This is a genomic window from Halopseudomonas sp. SMJS2 (assembly GCF_029866945.1).
Classification (GTDB): domain Bacteria; phylum Pseudomonadota; class Gammaproteobacteria; order Pseudomonadales; family Pseudomonadaceae; genus Halopseudomonas; species Halopseudomonas bauzanensis.
The window spans coordinates 605,065-621,648 of sequence record NZ_CP123445.1 but is presented as its reverse complement, the minus strand read 5'-3'; the positions used below and the strand labels follow the sequence as shown (position 1 = coordinate 621,648).

The following is a 16,584-nucleotide window of genomic DNA, read 5'->3' as shown; positions in this document are numbered from 1 at the left end:
TGAACATGGTGCGCCGCTCGGGCTCTCCGGCCAACTGCCGGCGCAACCACCGATAATCACGGCCAGATCGTACGACCCGTAATGATCAGTGAATAGGTTCTGGGCTTTGAACCGCGCAGCGGAAGCCAGCCTCTGTCAGGAAACCTTCATGAGAAGCCAGTGCGGTCGGAGCTCTGGTAAAGCTGAAATCAAGCGAACCCAGGCCATGTCCACGCGTTTCTTTCAGCTTACCTTCGGGGGGGCCTAGGGGATCTTTTGCACCGTGACTTTCCTGATAATAGGTATCCGAGTACCAGTCATTGACCCATTCCTCAATATTTCCGGCCATATCGTATAAACCCAGGGGATTGGCTGGAAATTGTTGACCCACCGGGCACACGCGCGTCCACGTAACACAGCCATCCATATTTGCCGCTTCATACCCCGCGGATAACTGCCCGTCATGTGTCGGGTAGAGCCATTCCTTACTGCCACGGTTTCTGGCAGCAAACTCCCATTGCGCGGAGGTCGGAAGATCAAAAGCAAGGTTAGTTTTCTCTGCTAGCCACAGGCAGTAATCCTTCGCTTCCTGCCAAGAAACTCTTGCAGGTTTTTTTTCATAATACGATTGCTCGACGTTCTGCTCAAACGGTGCTCTTTTAATTTCTTCACCTCTTGACCTCAGGACAACGGGTCTCCCGGTTTCTATACTGAAAAGGTCAAAATCTCCCCAGGTAGTTTCATACTTCGAGAGAAAAAAACTGGAGACAGTAACCTCATGAGCAATGTCTTCAGCCGCAGCTGGAGGGAAATAAGGCAACCATTGGCCATTTTGCACTGCACCAAAATCTCCCATCACGAAGGTGCCCCCCTCGATGAACACCTGATCCAAGACTGCTTTTTCGGTAAGTTCAGAAACCATTCTATCTATATCAGACGCAGAGTGATTTGATTGACATCCAAATACGGCGGAGCAGGTAACCGGCAATAAGCTATATTTGATTATCTTAAGCATAGTGCGTCTCCATGCACCTGATGCACCTGGCTAATTGGGTGGGCCGATCTGGGGTCGGTCTCTTTATCAATAATACTTCATCCCATTCTCCGCACCGATTTTTTTGGCAAAGAGCGCGCCTGAAGAATGCCACACTTTTATCAAGCACTAGGCTGGCTACCTCCTGCTTGAGCTCGGGAGAAAAAGTGCGTCGCTGCCTGATCGCCTGACACCTCATTGGCGAAATCAAATATTCTGTTACCCCTCATGCTCTCTCGCCTATAGAAGCCTGCGACACCTACTCCAGAGAAAACTAATATGATTGTCGTTACGGTGCACTGGTGAATGAACCAACCGGTTCTGGACTCTGTACTGCGCAACGAAAGCCGGCGAGACCAAGAGAGCCATCCGAAAGAGTCTCGGGATAGCTCGTTAGTGAGAAGCTAAAACTGAGAGAGCCCAACCTCAAACTGCGAATTACTTTCTCGGTACCTTCTAGAGGCCCTTGAGGATCTTTAGCTCCATCGCTTTCCTGATAATAGGTGTCAGAGTACCAATCATTCACCCATTCGGTGGCATTACCCGCCATATCATATAGTCCCAGCGGATTAGGAGGAAGATCCGTACCGACAGAGCATCTTCCAGTCCAGAAGTTACATCCTTTACCATTTCTTTCATCGCTGTCAGGGGCTATTTTTCCATCGTGGGTTGGGTAAAGCCAGTCTTTGCTACCGCGATTTCTCGCAGCAAATTCCCATTGGGCAGAAGTGGGTAGATCAAAAGCGATACCTGTTTTATCGGCCAGCCATAAACAATAATCCTTAGCCTCTCGCCACGTTACGCGAGCTGGTTTCGAACTGTGGTATTCATCTTCTACATTTTGCACATAAGGCTCCCTGGCATATTCCTCCCCACCTCCCCGGATCATAATCGGCCTATCATGTATCAAGTTGAAAGTGTCAAAATCTTGCCAAGTAGTTTCATAAGCGGAAAGAGAAAAACTCGATAGATGCACTATATGAGCTTTGTTGATTTCAGCTGTCGGCGGGAAATACGGCAACCATTGACCGTTTTGCGTAGCGCCGAAGTCACCCATCTCGAAGGTGCCGCCCTCGATGAACACCTGATCCAAGACTGCTTTTTCAGTAAGTTCGGAAACCATTCCATCTATATCAGATGCGGAGTCTGATTGACACCCGAACATGCCAGAGTAGATAACGGGCAATAAGCTATATTTGATTACCTTAAGCATAGTTCCTCTCAGCAAATCCATTGTGCCGAACCACCCGGACCTGTCATAGCCATCCAAGACACCATCAAACTTGAAAAGCCGACATATAACCATAAAGCCATTACCCATGGAATTAAAGAATGCCTTAACTCCACACAATACATGAAACTATATCCTTACAGAAGCAACAGTATCACCCACCGACAATCAGGGCCAGGTCGTATGCCCCGTGATGATTAGTGAATAGATTCTGGGCTTTGAACAGCACAGCGAAAACCTGCGAGTGCAACGGAGCCATTGGAAAGCACTGCCGGCATAGCGCGCCTTGAAAAACTGAAACTCAGCGACCCCACCTCCAGACTGCGCACTTCTTTTTTTGTACCTTCTAGCGGTCCGGTGGGGTTCTTTACTCCATTACTTTCCCGGTAATACGTCTCCGAATACCAGTCTTCAACCCACTCCTCCTCATTGCCCGCCATGTCATAAAGGCCAAGAGGATTGGGCGGAAGGTTCGTTCCTACCGAACATACGCCCGTCCAGAAAATACATCCTTCACCACCCCTTCGCGCCCCGTTGGGGGTCGCTTTCCCATCATGAGTCGGGTATATCCAATCTTTGCTACCCCGGTTTCTAGCTGCGAACTCCCATTGAGCGGAGGTAGGCAGGTCGAAAGCAATACCCGTTTTATCCCCAAGCCATAGACAATAGTCCTTGGCCTCTTGCCATGTCACTCGTGCCGGCTTCCGTAAATCATGATCATGCTCCAGATTTTGCAGATAAGCCTCTCTCGGGTATTCCTCTCCCCCGCTTCGAATTACGATCGGCTTATCATGTATCAAGCTATAAGTGTCATAATCTTTCCAAGTAGTTTCATACGCAGATAGAGAGAAGCCAGACAACTCTACTGCATGAGCCTCATCTATCTCGGCGGTTGGTGGAAAATACGGTAACCACTGACCGCTTTGCACGGCACCGAAATCCCCCATAACAAAGTCACCCTCCTCAATATACACCTGGTCGCGCTCCGCTCTTGAGAGCAGTTCTACTAGATTAGATTCGAGCTCGACCTGTTTAACCCCACTATTGCAAGCACTTAACAAGACCACATTAAGCAGAGCCAATATAGCCACCCATATTTTGAGCATAACATTTCCGTTGTCAGAGCTAATATGAAACCCAGTCAATTACCTGAGTTTTCGCGGAGGTTAGGGGCGTGAGACAACTCCAACTTAGGGCAAGACTATCGGCTCCTTGTTTCAGCAAAGGCATACTGCTCCCACAAGCCCAGCGACCATGAGAACCGGTGCACCTACCGTAACGCCGACGTGAATTTTATTTATTGTATTGCCGAACTTGTAGGTGAGACATAACCACTCGACTGGCAGTACTATCCAACCGTGCAAATACCCCGCGTCTTTCGGCATACAAGACGCTGAAAGGTATCCCTTATTCTCCGTCTGCTCTCAGACATAAGCCGCGTAGAGATTCTCGAGAATATTTTCCACCTCGTTTATTTGGTACCCCGCTACTGCGCTTAGCACGCCTAACGCAGCACCCTGCGTAGCAGGCGCGGCTTTTCAAAGTTGTAGTCGCGGCGGCTGACGTGGCTGGGGCGGGTATGCAGGCGCAGATTGAAGCGCTTGATGACCGGCTCGTCGGCGGCCATGCCGCTGCCTTGGTTGAAGCGGGTCGGGGTCAACCAGCTGATGGCTTTGGGGCTGTGCTGGAAGTGATAGTGAATCTCTTCCTCTTTGCACAGGCTCTGGATAAGGTGCAAGTCGGTTTCGCTGTATTTGGCTCAGGGCCTTCTCGCGCAGCTGGAAGGTGAGCTCGATGCTAGGGACCTGCATGCACTGGAAGAACATTAGCGAATGGGCTCTGAACTTTGAACCGCACAGCGAAACCCAGCTCTCACTAGGATGCCATCCTGAGGAATCAGTGGCGCTTTAGTTATAGTGAAACTAAAGTCAAGCGAGCCGAGCCCGGTACTCCGAAGTACCTTCTCTTTACCCTCAGAAGGCCCGGTTGGATTTTTAACCCCTTCGCTTTCACGATAGTATGTCGGAGAAAACCAGTCTTCGACCCACTCTTTGGCGTTGCCTGCCATGTCATATAACCCTAGGGGATTGGGAGGATAACGCTGCCCAACTGGGCAAATACCAGTCCAAGCATCACAGCCCTGCATATGTTTTTGCTGGTCATTGGGGGTGGGTTGACCGTCATGGGTCGGGTAAAGCCAAGCCTTGCTGCCTCGATTTCTCGCTGCGAACTCCCATTGTGCTGAGGTAGGAAGCTCGAATGAGTGTCCCGTCAGTTGCCCGACCCATAAACAGAAGTCTTTTGCTTCCTGCCACTCTACCCGGGCAGGTTTATTTATGTAATACAAACTATCAGCGTCTTGATCAAATGCTGCCCTCTCCTCTTTGCCATCAAGCCCTTGAAAAAAAATTGGTTTCCCAACACTCAATCTATACAAGTCCCACTCGCGCCATGAAACTTCATACTTAGAAAGATAAAAGCTAGAAAGCTCGACCGCATGCGCAACGTCTTCGTCAGCTGAGGGCGGAAAATAGGGTCGCCAACGTCCATTTTGCACTGCACCAAAATCTCCCATCACGAAGGTGCCCCCCTCGATGAACACCTGATCCAAGACTGCTTTTTCGGTAAGTTCAGAAACCATTCTATCTATATCAGACGCAGAGTGATTTGATTGACATCCAAATACGGCGGAGCAGGTAACCGGCAATAAGCTATATTTGATTATCTTAAGCATAGTGCGTCTCCATGCACCTGATGCACCTGGCTAATTGGGTGGGCCGATCTGGGGTCGGTCTCTTTATCAATAATACTTAATCCCATTCTCCGCACCGATTTTTTTGGCGAAGAGCGCGCCTGAAGAATGCCACACTTTTATCAAGCACTAGGCTGGCTACCTCCTGCTTGAGCTCGGGAGAAAAAGTGCGTCGCTGCCTGATCGCCTGACACCTCATTGGCGAAATCAAATATTCTGTTACCCCTCATGCTCTCTCGCCTATAGAAGCCTGCGACACCTACTCCAGAGAAAACTAATATGATTGTCGTTACGGTGCACTGGTGAATGAACCAACCGGTTCTGGACTCTGTACTGCGCAACGAAAGCCGGCGAGACCAAGAGAGCCATCCGAAAGAGTCTCGGGATAGCTCGTTAGTGAGAAGCTAAAACTGAGAGAGCCCAACCTCAAACTGCGAATTACTTTCTCGGTACCGTCTAGCGGCCCTTGAGGGTCTCTAGCCCCATCGCTTTCCTGATAATAGGTTTCAGAGTACCAATCATTCACCCATTCGGTGGCATTACCCGCCATATCATATAGTCCCAACGGATTAGGAGGAAGATCCGTACCGACAGAGCATCTTCCAGTCCAGAAGTTACATCCTTTACCATTTCTTTCATCGCTGTCAGGGGCTATTTTTCCATCGTGGGTTGGGTAAAGCCAGTCTTTGCTACCGCGATTTCTCGCAGCAAATTCCCATTGAGCAGAAGTGGGTAGATCAAAAGCGATACCTGTTTTATCGGCCAGCCATAAACAATAATCCTTAGCCTCTCGCCACGTTACCCGAGCTGGTTTCGAACTGTGGTATTCATCTTCTAAATTTTGTACATAAGGCTCTCTGGCATATTCCTCCCCACCTCCCCGGATCATAATCGGCCTATCATGTATCAAGTTGAAAGTGTCAAAATCTTGCCAAGTAGTTTCATAAGCGGAAAGAGAAAAACTCGATAGATGCACTATATGAGCTTTGTTGATTTCAGCTGTCGGCGGGAAATACGGCAACCATTGACCGTTTTGCGTAGCGCCGAAGTCACCCATCTCGAAGGTGCCGCCTTCAATAAACCTTTGGTCTCGTATTGCTTTGGAAAGTAAATCGTCCAATGTAGCATCAACGCTGGCTTGCTTAACTCCATCACTGCAAGCACTTAGCAGGCAGACCATGAGAACTGAGAAATGGGCTTTCCCCTGATTAGGCATAGGTTTGCTCCGCTGTTAGTGTAATGTGACGTGCCAGTTGCATAGGCCGATCTGTCAATGGCTCTTTCCCCCTAAGCTCAGCCTCAATTTGGTGGATTTTCAATGAATGGAGCCAGGTCATCAGGTCGATCAAGCGCTTCCTATTTTCATTAAACTCTTGTTTACTCCCGAGCGGGTTCATCCGGGTTATCATTTCCTCATAATCGCGCCAAGAGCGAGAGGTTTCCAATATTTTAAGTATTGCCCGCTCTCTTCGGTAAAAGCCAGCCACACCTATTCGCTCTAACGTCAGCCAATAGTCATAGCATAAAACATCTAACAATATCCCTTTAACTTCTGGAGGCGCATGACCCACCCAGCTACCAACACCTTTTTCTAGATCCTTCAAAACATTCTCGGCAGTTCTAAATGCCAGCCGCTCCCGATCTATCGCTGTTCGGTGTCGCCGCATTATATTTTGAACATCGTCAATAATTTCAGTGGCTACAGCAGTTCCAAACTTCACTGCCTCTCCGGCAACGGATGTTCCAGTCATGATGCCGTGCAAAACGAACCCGCAAAGATATGCAAACGCTGATTCATCAACATCCTCCAGCTTACGAAAATCCACCCTCAATAGCCCGTTATAGACACAATGCAGCATACTGAGAAATGCACCGCCCCCCACCTCTGCCCCAAGTTCACCTGAAGCTCCCGGCCCTACTACAACTCCAGCGTGCAAATTAAAATAGAAACTCTTGGTCTCCGCACTCCACTTCAATTTCACTCTAGCTTCCGCCCCTAGCCCCAACGCAGCGCCAGCCCCCACTCCCAAGCGGCAAAGCGTCGTCCATGTAGGGCGGTCCTCCAGCATGTCCATCCATTCAATCGTGCCCTCCACTTTCCCATCCGCTCTAACCCCAGCGAAGGCACCTGCTTCGGCATTTGCGGCTTCGTTGCCGGTTCTTTGGGTGCCGCCAACGCCGCGCAGTGTAGGAATACCATTCTCAGCGGTGACATGTACATTGGCGGCGAGGATGGCGCTGGCGCCGGCGAAGCCGGCAAGCTCAATACGGGCGAGAGCGCGGAATCTGCCCAGAGAGGCTGTTTGCAGTTGGTTGGTCTCGTCTCGATAACGGATCGTCCACTCGCTTTCTTCTTCGGCGGGCCAAGCTATTTCGCTATAAGCTTTGCCTTCAACAAGACTGGCACTGGCAGTAGCCTTGGCGGCAATGTGGGCGGTCAGTTGTTTGGGATCGTATCCTGCGCTCAAGCTCGCTCCCATGGCGAAGCGCATGGCTTGCGCTTCCGCTCTGGAGATGATGGGCGGCATACCTTCGATCGGCGTCCACTTTGCATCATCGCTTTGCCATTCCAGGAGACACCAGTCAACGAACGCCTGATAAATAGGAGCGTTGAACTGGATTTTCAGATCTTTCTTAATTGTCTCGCCCAGCTTGCCCGGATCTACCTTGCCGGTAGCATGATCAAACCAACCTTCTCGTCGTGCCCGGTCTTGAGATTCGATGCTGTAGCTTCTGTGACGGCGCCAGCCGCTGCCCTTGCGCACATAAGCATAATGCCTATTCCCTGCCAGGCGGCGAATTTCGGTCAGCTGAAATGGCTGCGCCGGGTTGCTTTCGTCAATCACACGCTCGCGCATCAGTCGCTCCATAAACGCCGCTTTATGCGCCACGATGTCTTGCTCTGCGCCGTCCAGGCCGGCATAGAACTGACGAATCATCTGCTCCAAAAACGCCTCTTCCCGTTCGATCTGCTGCTGTTCCTGCTCAGTAATAGGGATGAAAACCCCTTCCTCTGCCTGGTGAATCAGATCTATATATTCGTCAGAACAGTCGCTGCAGTCCGCTACCTGACCCACAGTACGCGTCTCTCGACCTGGCTGGCCGGCAGGTAATTGAATCTGTTGTCCCGGATAGATCGTATTGGCATCCTGAACATCTGGGTTAAGGCGCATCAATGTGGCGACGGTTGTGCCGTTTGCCCGGGCAATGAGGCTGAGGTTATCACCTGATTTCACGGTGTAGGACATATCATGCCTCCCTGGCGAGTCCAAAAAGCTGTTCTTCTACCCGTCGCAATCTCGCGGCGCCCGCCTGGGTTCGATCCGTCAAAGAACTGATGATCGATACGGAACTTATCTGATCGGGAAAAGCCCATGCCAGCTCCAGGTAATGGATACAAAGATGTTCCCGATCGAACCCGTACTCATTTGCCCGCATGATCAATTGAGAAAGCCACTCACGCCGTTGCAACCCTTCCTGCTCATCAATACTGGCGCCGCCAAAGTGGTCAGCCATGCGTTCGAGAAACTGCTCTCGCTGCTCCTGCTCCCACTGTTCGAGCTGCGCGGAACGGATAGTAAACCAACCCTCTTCTGATGCACTTCGACAGTCGCCGGTGCAGTCAGGAGCAAGTTCAAACCATTCATTTTCTCTGAAGACCACCCAGGCACTGACCGGGCCGGCAAATGCGCTGACTTCCGTAGCAGTGAATGAACTCAACAAGCGCAGCAACCACTCAGGCGAGTAATAGCGCAAATAGGCCAATTGACCTGAGGGCAGGCGTGCGCTGATAAGGCTACGGAGGTGATCTATCAATTGAGCCATCGGCAGCTCTGATCGAATCACGATGCCCGACGTATTCCATCGGTGCTCTTCTGTCCACAGTTGTGAGTCGATCGAAGGCTTGACGAGACAGGGGCTCACTCCCAACGCCGAGGCATGTCGTGTACCGCGATAAAGCTGCTCCAGCTGCGGATTGCTATCGTGCTCATAAACCAGTCGGGGAGCATTGAGCAGAGCGCCGTCCAGTAGCAAATAAAGGCCATCATCAGCCGCAGGTAGCTCGCCATAACGCACGCAACGAAGGTGGCTCAGTTGCTCAGGCATGGGCACGCCTCCAGCGAACAGTTGCCGTCAGGCTGACGGTGACATTGGCTGCTCAGCAGCAAGTTGTCTTTCGCAGCCGCTACTAACCGCTCCGGACTATTTGCCAATGGCCATTGAGTGATCTGACCTGCGGCGTCTGAATCCGCGGCGCCCGCGATTGTCGGAAGCAACGCCGAAACGCCGCTGCCATTTGCCGGACTGCCACCCGAGTTCATCCGCACCTGTGGCCCGACCAAAGTGACTCCGCTGGGATCGATCTTGATGAAACTGCCGCCGGCTTTAAGAGTGATTTCCATGCCGGCTTCGATAACCATTTTCTGGCCGGCCTTGAGGTGTATTTCGCGACCGGCGGCCAGCAGATGTGCAGTGCCGAGTTTGATGTGCTGGTTGTTGGCGACGGTCAGGTGGTCGTCGGCCTTGATCTCGGTTTTGCGGTCGGCATGGGTGGTGCAGTGTTCTTCGGCCAGCAGCTCGGTGTAGCTGTTGGCTTCGACACGGTCGTGGCGCTCATTGCCAACGCGGATGTGCTGATCGTGCTGGATGTTCTGGTCCCAGTCGCGCTGGGCGTGGATGAAGATCTGTTCTTCACCGGCCTTGTCTTCGATACGCAGCTCGTTGAAGCCGTCGCCGCCGGGGCTGCTGAGGGTTTTGAAGACGCTGCGGGTCTTGTGCTCCGGCAGGCTGTACGGGACCTGGTGGGTCTTGTGGTACAGGCAGCCGGTGATCAGCGGTTGATCGGGGTCGCCTTCGAGGAAGGTGACCAGCACTTCCATGCCTACCCTTGGGATGGCGATGCCGCCGTAGCGGTCACCGGCCCAGTTGCTGGCGACGCGAAGCCAGCAGCTGGTTTTGTCGTTGGCCTGGCCTTGGCGGTCCCAATGGAATTGGACTTTGACGCGGCCGTACTCGTCGCAGTGGATTTCTTCGGTTTCGGGGCCGGTGACGACGGCGGTTTGGGTGCCGTTGATGGGGTGTTTGGGGTGGCTTATCTGAGGGCGGTGGATAACGTCCCACGGGGTGGCGGTGAAGGTGTTGCGGTAGCCCTGGGTGAAGTCATCCCCGGGGTTGGTGGCGCTGGTCACCGATTCTTCCAACACTTGGGGCTGTTTGCCTTCATGTTTGACGGCGGTTAATAGCCAAAGATCATTCCAGTCTGCTCTTGGGTGTTCGGTCAAAGCCAGAAAGTGGCCACTGATCAGGGTTGGCTGGTCGCTGTCGCCTTGCGCCACACGGTAGTCGCTGCGGTGGGCTTCGAGGGTTCTGGTGGCCAGATGTTGGCCGCGGGTGCGGTCTTGGAAGCGGCCGGGGTAGTCGTAGTCTTCCAGTGCGGGCAGGGCTTCGCTTTGCGCTTTGCTTTCCATCAGCAGGCGCGGCTTCTCAAAGTTGTAGTCGCGGCGACTGACCTGGCTGGGGCGGGTTTGCAGGCGCAGGTTGAAGCGTTTGATGACCGGCTCGTCGGCGACCATGCCGCTGCCCTGGTTGAAGCGGGTCGGGGTCAGTTTGGGGAAGACGGTCTGGTCTTCGCCGAACACCAGCTGGTGGCCTTCGGGGCTGTGCTGGAAGTGGTAGTGGATGCCTTCTTCTTCACATAAACGCTGGATGAAGTGCAGGTCGGTTTCGTTGTACTGGGTGCAGTAGATCCGCTCGGGCCCGTCTTCGCGCAATTGGAAGCGGAACGAATCAGTGAAAATGCCGTGGCCCTTGAGCACCTCGGTGATGATCTGCGGCACAGTGCGGTGCTGGAAGATGCGCTGGTTGGTGGCGTGCTGCAGATAGGCCAGCCGGGGGACCAGGGTGATGCGATAGCGGGTCAGGCGTTTGCCGGATTCGCCCTGGGCGACGCTGTGGATCAGGCCGTGCACGCCCTGGTCCGGCCCGGCGTAACTGAGAAACGCCGGCTGATGCAGCAACCCTTCGATATCCAGGTCCGGTCGCTCACTGACCAGGTCCAGTTCGAAGCAATAAGGCTGGCTGATGGCTTCGGTGCCCTGGAAGGCCAGCACCTTGAAGTCGTGTTCCAGGTGCGGAATGGCGAGGCTGAAGTGCGCGGTATTGGCCGGGGCGAACATCCTGTGTTCCTTCTTGGAGACTCTGGAAAACCATCGCGCGTGACCATGCCGGGTGACGCGTTGCGTTTTCCAGAAGCTCCTTGCATGTCATGGAAAAAGCCATCGACCGGAATTCCGGCCGATGGCATCGATTACTGCGCGGCTCAGGCAGAGATCGGGGTACGCCAGTCATCAGAACCGGAAGTGCCGGATACTTCGTGGGTCCAGACGATCTTGCGGTAGGTGAAATAGACGTCTTCCAGATGGGTGAAGTGCGACAGGTTCGGATCCTGGCAGTTCGGCATGCGCGACTGCACATCCACGATGATGGCGTCATGCAGTTCGATGGTGAAGTAGTGCTCCTGAGTGCCGGTGGATGAGGTGCGGTACCATTCCAGGCGGCACTTGTTCAGGCGCTCGCCGGAAGTCAGCGAGTTGAAGATCAGCGGGGAGGACTTGTCGAAGACCTTGGTGATCATCAGCGGCTTGTGGACGCGCTGACCGGTCGGCTGGCCGGATTGCGGATCGCGGGGAATGATGACCTGATGATCGAAGGCCTGAACCAGGATCTGATCTTCATGACCTTCCTGGAAGATGTTGCCGACCGAATCTTCGGTGAAGGTACCGGCGGTAATGAGGCCCTGCTTGGTGCCTTCGATGGTCATATACGCGGGTGTTGGCATGATGCTCTCCTTGCCTGGATTGAGTGGATCACAACGATCCGGGAACCAGACGTATTACAAGAGCCGTGCCAGCTAAAAATAGTTAATATAAATCAGTAGGTTACTAATAATCTGGTAAGCCCAGCCAAGCTACTGTGAACACCATCACATGAAACTGCGCAAGAAGTTGCGCAAAGCTGTGCAAGTTTTTGCGCATAGCCCTGCAGGCCTTTCAGAATGCGGCCTGCAGGATCGTCGCAACAGGATTATCAATGATCCGCTGTGCAATAAGTTGCCCAGCGGATGATCAGGCTCAGCCCGCTCGACGCATCAACCAGCCACCCATCACGACCAGTATCAGGATAGGTAGTACCACCGCGATCAATGGCGAGAAACCGAATACCAGACTGGATGGCCCCAGCAGATCCTGCAGAATACGGAAGCTGAAACCAACCAGCACTCCGGTAAAGACGCGCTGCCCCAGTGTGACCGAGCGCAGCGGGCCGAAGATGAAGGAAATGGCAACGAAGACCAGCGCCGCCGTGGTCAGTGGCTGCAGCAGCTTTTTCCAGAATGCCAACCAGTACTGGCTGTTGTTCAGCCCCTGCTCGGCAAGGTAATTCTGGTAGTGCCAGATACCGGTCAGCGGCAGCACGTCAGGATCGAGCAGAACCACCCGCAGCAGCCGTGGAGACAATCCCACATCCCAGCGCTGCTGCTCATGTTGCTCGACCCTACTGGTGCCATCAACGTCGAACAAGGTGGTGGCGACTTCTTCCAGCAACCAATGCTCATCCTGAACGCTGGCCCGCTGGGCGAAGCTGGTCTCCAGCAGTTCGCGCTGGTCATCGAAGCGATAGCGGGTGATGCCGTGCAGCACGCCGTTGGGCTGCACGGCATTGATATGGATGAAGTCGTCACCTTCACGGTGCCATAGCCCCTTGGATTTGACCGCGTCGCCGCTGCCAACCGCCAGCGCCCGCCGACTTTCCGCCAGGTTTTCACTGTAGGGCGCGACATACTCGCCCAGCAGCACGCCGGCCACCATCAAGACCAGCAGCGGCTTGAGCACCGCGCCCATGATTCGGGCGATGGAGACGCCCGAGGCACGCATGACGGTCAGCTCCGAATTGCTTGCCAGCGTCCCCAGTCCAATCAGGCAGCCGACCAATGCCGCCATCGGCAACAGCTCGTAGAGACGGCGCGGGCTGGTCAGGAAGATATAGGTCAGCGCTTCGATAGCACCATAGTTGCCTTCCAGGTCTTCCAGCTCGCTGATATAGGCGAACAGCAGATCCAGGCCAACAATGATCAGCGCCACCGTCAGCACACTGAGGAAGATCGATTTGCCGATATGGCGGTCAAGCAGTCGCATGCTGGCCTCCCGCTGGGGCATTGGGTGCGGTCAGGGCACGGAAGTTGAGCAACACACCGATGCCCAGGAACAGACCATGGACCCACCACAGCCCCAGCGCTGCCGGGGTCTTGCCGGCTTCCATCCAGCCGCGGGCGCTGACCAGCAATGCCAGGTAGGCCATATACAGAATGATCGCCGGCAGCAGCTTGAGAAAGCGACCCTGCCGCGGATTGACCCGGGACAGCGGTACCGCGAAGAACGCCACAATGGGCACCAGCAGCGGAATCGCCAGACGCCATTGCAGCTCGGCGCGGTCCTTCAGGTCCGGGCTATCCAACAGCCGAGCGGATGGCATCGCCTCGCGGTCGGTTACCTCCGTGACCACCTCCGGCTTGGGCAGTAGTACGCCGTAGGTATCGTATTGGATAGTCCGGAAATCCGCCGCGCCGGGACGACCGTCATAACGGTAGCCGTTCTGCAATACCAGATAGCGACTACCATCCGCATTCATCTGCTGTCGTCCGGTTTCGGCCACCAGCACACCGACACTGGCATCCTCGCCCGAGCCAGTACTTTCAGCGATGAAGATGGTTTCCAGCTCGGTGCGGTCGTCAGACAACCCACCGGCGTAGGTGACGCGCTGACCGCTGCCCAGCGACTGGAAACGACCCGCCGCCAAGGTATCGAACTCGGTCATGGCATCCTGCTCATTGAACAATTGCTGGGTCTTGAGTACGCCGGCCGGCGCCACCCACAAACTCAACCAGGCCACCAGCAACGCCACCAGCAACGCTGGGCCCTGGGTATAGGCGAGGATCTTGCGATCACTGACGCCGGTCGCCGACAGCACGGCCATCTCGCTGTCCAGATACATGCGGCCGTAGGCCAGCAGGATGCCGAGGAACATGCCCAGCGGCAGGATCAGCACGACAAAACCTGGCAGGCGATAACCCATGATCATGAACAGCACACCGGGGTCCAATTGCCCCGCCGCCGCCTGGGCCAGGTACTTGATGAAACGCCCACTCATGATGATCAGCAGCAGCACACCGCTGACGGCCGCAAGGGTGGTCAGTACCTCACGACTGAGGTATCGGAATATGATCACATTGGTTTCCTTGATTCCGGGGGCTTTAAGGGCTCTCGGGAATAGGCCAGAATGCAGCTACAGCGTGACTGTCTGCAGTTGTTCGGCCAGCGTCGGCACGATGCCGGTCATAATGGGCTGCATTATCGGTCAATCCACACGATTTGTCTTGGGGAGCACCATGGAGTTCAACGTCAAACACGGCGCACCGGAAACCATCAAAACCGGTTGCCTGGTCGTCAGCATCAACGAAGCACGCACCCTCACCGGCACCGCGGCCCACCTCGACAGTGTCTGCGGCGGCCAGATCAGCGCTGCCGTCAAGCGTGGCGACATCACCGGCAAATCGGGGCAAACCCTGATGCTGTTCGCCCTCCCCGGGATCAGCGCCCAGCGTGTACTGCTGATCGGCAGTGGCAAGAAGCCGGCGTTGAGCGATCGCGACTATCGCAAGTTGCTGCAGAAAGCCGTGGCCATTCTCAAGGATGGTGGCGCTACCGACGCGCTGCTCACCCTCAGCGAGCTGCCCGTTCAGGGCCGGGATCTGTATTCCCGGGCGCGCCTGGCGGTGGAAACCATTCGCGAAAGCCTGTACCAGTTCGATCAGTACAAGAGCAAGAAAGCCGACAAGCCACGCTTGAAGAAATGCGTGCTCTGGTCTGCCGACAAGGCCGACGCCGGCGTACTCAAACAGGCCGTCGCCCACGGACAGGCCATCAGTGACGGTACCGACCTGACCCGCACCCTGGGCAACCTGCCCGGCAATGTCTGCACCCCAACCTACCTGGCCAAGGAAGCGAAGGCGCTGGCCAAGCAGTTCAAGGGCACCGAAGTCGAAGTGCTGGAAGAGAAGGACATGCAGGCACTGGGCATGGGCTCACTGCTGTCGGTCAGCGCCGGCAGCGCCGAACCGGCCAAACTGATCCGCCTCAGCTATCAGGGAGCGGACACCAAGACCCAGCCCCATGTGCTGGTCGGCAAGGGCATCACCTTCGACACCGGCGGCATCAGCCTCAAGCCCGGCGCTGGTATGGATGAAATGAAATACGACATGTGCGGCGCGGCAACCGTACTGGGCGTGTTCAAGGCGGTTGTCAGCCTGCAATTGCCTATCAATCTGACCATACTCATCGCCGCCGCCGAAAATATGCCCAGTGGCACCGCCACCAAGCCGGGTGACATCGTTACCAGCATGTCCGGCCAGACCATCGAAATCCTCAATACCGACGCCGAAGGCCGTCTGGTGCTGTGCGATGCGCTGACCTATGCCGAGCGCTTCAAGCCCGCCAGCGTGGTCGATATCGCCACTCTCACCGGCGCCTGCATCGTTGCCTTGGGTAGCCACACGACCGGCGTCATGGGTAATAATGACGTACTGGTAGAGCAACTGCTGGATGCCGGCAAACAGGCTGACGACCGCGGCTGGCAACTGCCGCTGTTCGATGAATATCAGGAGCAGCTGGACAGCCCGTTCGCGGACATCGCCAATATCGGCGGCCCGAAAGCCGGCACTATCACCGCCGCCTGCTTCCTGTCACGCTTCACCAAGGCTTACCCCTGGGCGCACCTGGATATCGCCGGTACCGCCTGGATCAGTGGCGGCAAGGACAAGGGCGCCACTGGGCGGCCAGTGCCCTTGCTGACCCAGTATCTGTTGAATCAGGTGCAGGGCTGAGGCTACACGGCGCAATCCGGGAATATTGACCACACCGACCTGCGCAAGCCGGGCCGGTAACGCCAGACCTAGACCGTCGATAGCCAGGGATGGCTATCGCGAGCTACAGGGATGTACTTGCCGCGTGTGTATGACCGGCGCTACCGGCGCTGGCGACACCCGAACGCGAGCCGTCGATATTTCCGGAACCTAACCGCACTTCCCACAACCAACGGCACCCATGACCCGAATCGACTTCTACATCCTCAACAGCCCCAGCCCCGACGCCCGCCTGCAATATGCCTGCCGCCTGGCGCACAAGGCCTGGCAGCAGAGCCGGCATGTCTATTTGCATTGCGCGGACGAGGCCGAGGCCAGCCGGCTGGACGACTTGCTGTGGTCATTCCGGGCAGACAGCTTTCTGCCGCACGCCCTGCATGCCGACCAACCTAACGAGGCGGTGGTCTGTGGTTGGGGAGATGATCCGACACCCCACCATGATCTGCTGATCAATCTCAGCAATGACACCCCCGATTTCTTCAGCCGCTTCAACCGTCTGGCGGAAATACTGGTCGAACACGACCCAATCCTGGTTCCGGGGCGGGAACGATTTCGTTTTTACCGCAAACGGGGCTATCCTCTGAGCACACATCAGATACGGATAGCAGGATGAT

At 55.0% G+C, this 16,584-nt stretch carries 13 protein-coding genes and 1 pseudogene; 2 read left to right on the top strand and 12 right to left on the bottom strand.

Annotated elements, in window-relative coordinates:
* Positions 1-85 precede the first annotated feature (85 nt).
* The 12 genes and pseudogenes from QAO71_RS02985 to lptF all read right to left on the bottom strand — a co-directional run bounded on the left by QAO71_RS02985 (position 86) and on the right by lptF (position 14,277).
* Positions 86-994 (bottom strand): SUMF1/EgtB/PvdO family nonheme iron enzyme, encoded by a 909-nt coding sequence (locus QAO71_RS02985; RefSeq protein ID WP_280165200.1) that lies wholly within the window; start codon positions 992-994, stop codon positions 86-88.
* A 307-nt stretch (positions 995-1,301) separates the two neighbouring features.
* Positions 1,302-2,225, bottom strand: a complete 924-nt coding sequence (locus tag QAO71_RS02980) for an SUMF1/EgtB/PvdO family nonheme iron enzyme (protein WP_280165199.1) — start codon at positions 2,223-2,225, stop codon at positions 1,302-1,304.
* 215 nt (positions 2,226-2,440) lie between these two features.
* On the bottom strand, positions 2,441-3,349 hold the full coding sequence (locus QAO71_RS02975) for an SUMF1/EgtB/PvdO family nonheme iron enzyme (protein WP_280165198.1): 909 nt from the start codon (positions 3,347-3,349) through the stop codon (positions 2,441-2,443).
* Between the two features lie 416 nt (positions 3,350-3,765).
* A pseudogene (locus QAO71_RS02970) lies at positions 3,766-3,999 on the bottom strand (contractile injection system protein, VgrG/Pvc8 family); the annotation flags it as partial.
* A 69-nt stretch (positions 4,000-4,068) separates the two neighbouring features.
* The gene (locus QAO71_RS02965) at positions 4,069-4,977 is read right to left on the bottom strand and encodes an SUMF1/EgtB/PvdO family nonheme iron enzyme (RefSeq protein WP_280165197.1); all 909 of its coding nucleotides are present in this window, start codon (positions 4,975-4,977) and stop codon (positions 4,069-4,071) included.
* 307 nt (positions 4,978-5,284) lie between these two features.
* A complete protein-coding gene (locus QAO71_RS02960) occupies positions 5,285-6,211 on the bottom strand; it encodes an SUMF1/EgtB/PvdO family nonheme iron enzyme (RefSeq protein ID WP_280165196.1) in 927 nt (308 codons plus the stop codon).
* Positions 6,204-8,243 (bottom strand): LysM domain-containing protein, encoded by a 2,040-nt coding sequence (locus QAO71_RS02955; protein ID WP_280165194.1) that lies wholly within the window; start codon positions 8,241-8,243, stop codon positions 6,204-6,206. Before QAO71_RS02955 ends, QAO71_RS02960 begins: the two co-directional genes overlap by 8 nt.
* A gap of 1 nt (position 8,244) precedes the next feature.
* Positions 8,245-9,102: a DUF4123 domain-containing protein gene (locus QAO71_RS02950; protein ID WP_280165192.1), complete on the bottom strand. Its 858-nt coding sequence runs from the start codon at positions 9,100-9,102 to the stop codon at positions 8,245-8,247.
* A complete protein-coding gene (gene tssI / locus QAO71_RS02945; RefSeq protein ID WP_280165191.1) occupies positions 9,087-11,171 on the bottom strand; it encodes a type VI secretion system tip protein TssI/VgrG in 2,085 nt (694 codons plus the stop codon). The genes QAO71_RS02950 and tssI overlap by 16 nt, the downstream gene beginning before the upstream one ends.
* A 143-nt stretch (positions 11,172-11,314) precedes the next feature.
* The gene (locus tag QAO71_RS02940) at positions 11,315-11,833 is read right to left on the bottom strand and encodes an Hcp family type VI secretion system effector (RefSeq protein ID WP_036992849.1); all 519 of its coding nucleotides are present in this window, start codon (positions 11,831-11,833) and stop codon (positions 11,315-11,317) included.
* 292 nt (positions 11,834-12,125) lie between these two features.
* Positions 12,126-13,187, bottom strand: a complete 1,062-nt coding sequence (gene lptG / locus QAO71_RS02935) for an LPS export ABC transporter permease LptG (RefSeq protein ID WP_036992851.1) — start codon at positions 13,185-13,187, stop codon at positions 12,126-12,128.
* Complete coding sequence (gene lptF / locus QAO71_RS02930) at positions 13,174-14,277, bottom strand: LPS export ABC transporter permease LptF (protein WP_280165190.1); 1,104 nt, start codon at positions 14,275-14,277, stop codon at positions 13,174-13,176. The genes lptG and lptF overlap by 14 nt, the downstream gene beginning before the upstream one ends.
* A gap of 160 nt (positions 14,278-14,437) precedes the next feature.
* Here lptF and QAO71_RS02925 point away from each other — a divergent pair, with 160 nt between their 5' ends.
* Both QAO71_RS02925 and QAO71_RS02920 read left to right on the top strand, forming a co-directional pair.
* On the top strand, positions 14,438-15,931 hold the full coding sequence (locus tag QAO71_RS02925) for a leucyl aminopeptidase (protein WP_280165189.1): 1,494 nt from the start codon (positions 14,438-14,440) through the stop codon (positions 15,929-15,931).
* Positions 15,932-16,151: 220 nt separating this feature from the next.
* Positions 16,152-16,583 (top strand): DNA polymerase III subunit chi, encoded by a 432-nt coding sequence (locus QAO71_RS02920; protein ID WP_280165188.1) that lies wholly within the window; start codon positions 16,152-16,154, stop codon positions 16,581-16,583.
* Position 16,584 lies beyond the last annotated feature (1 nt).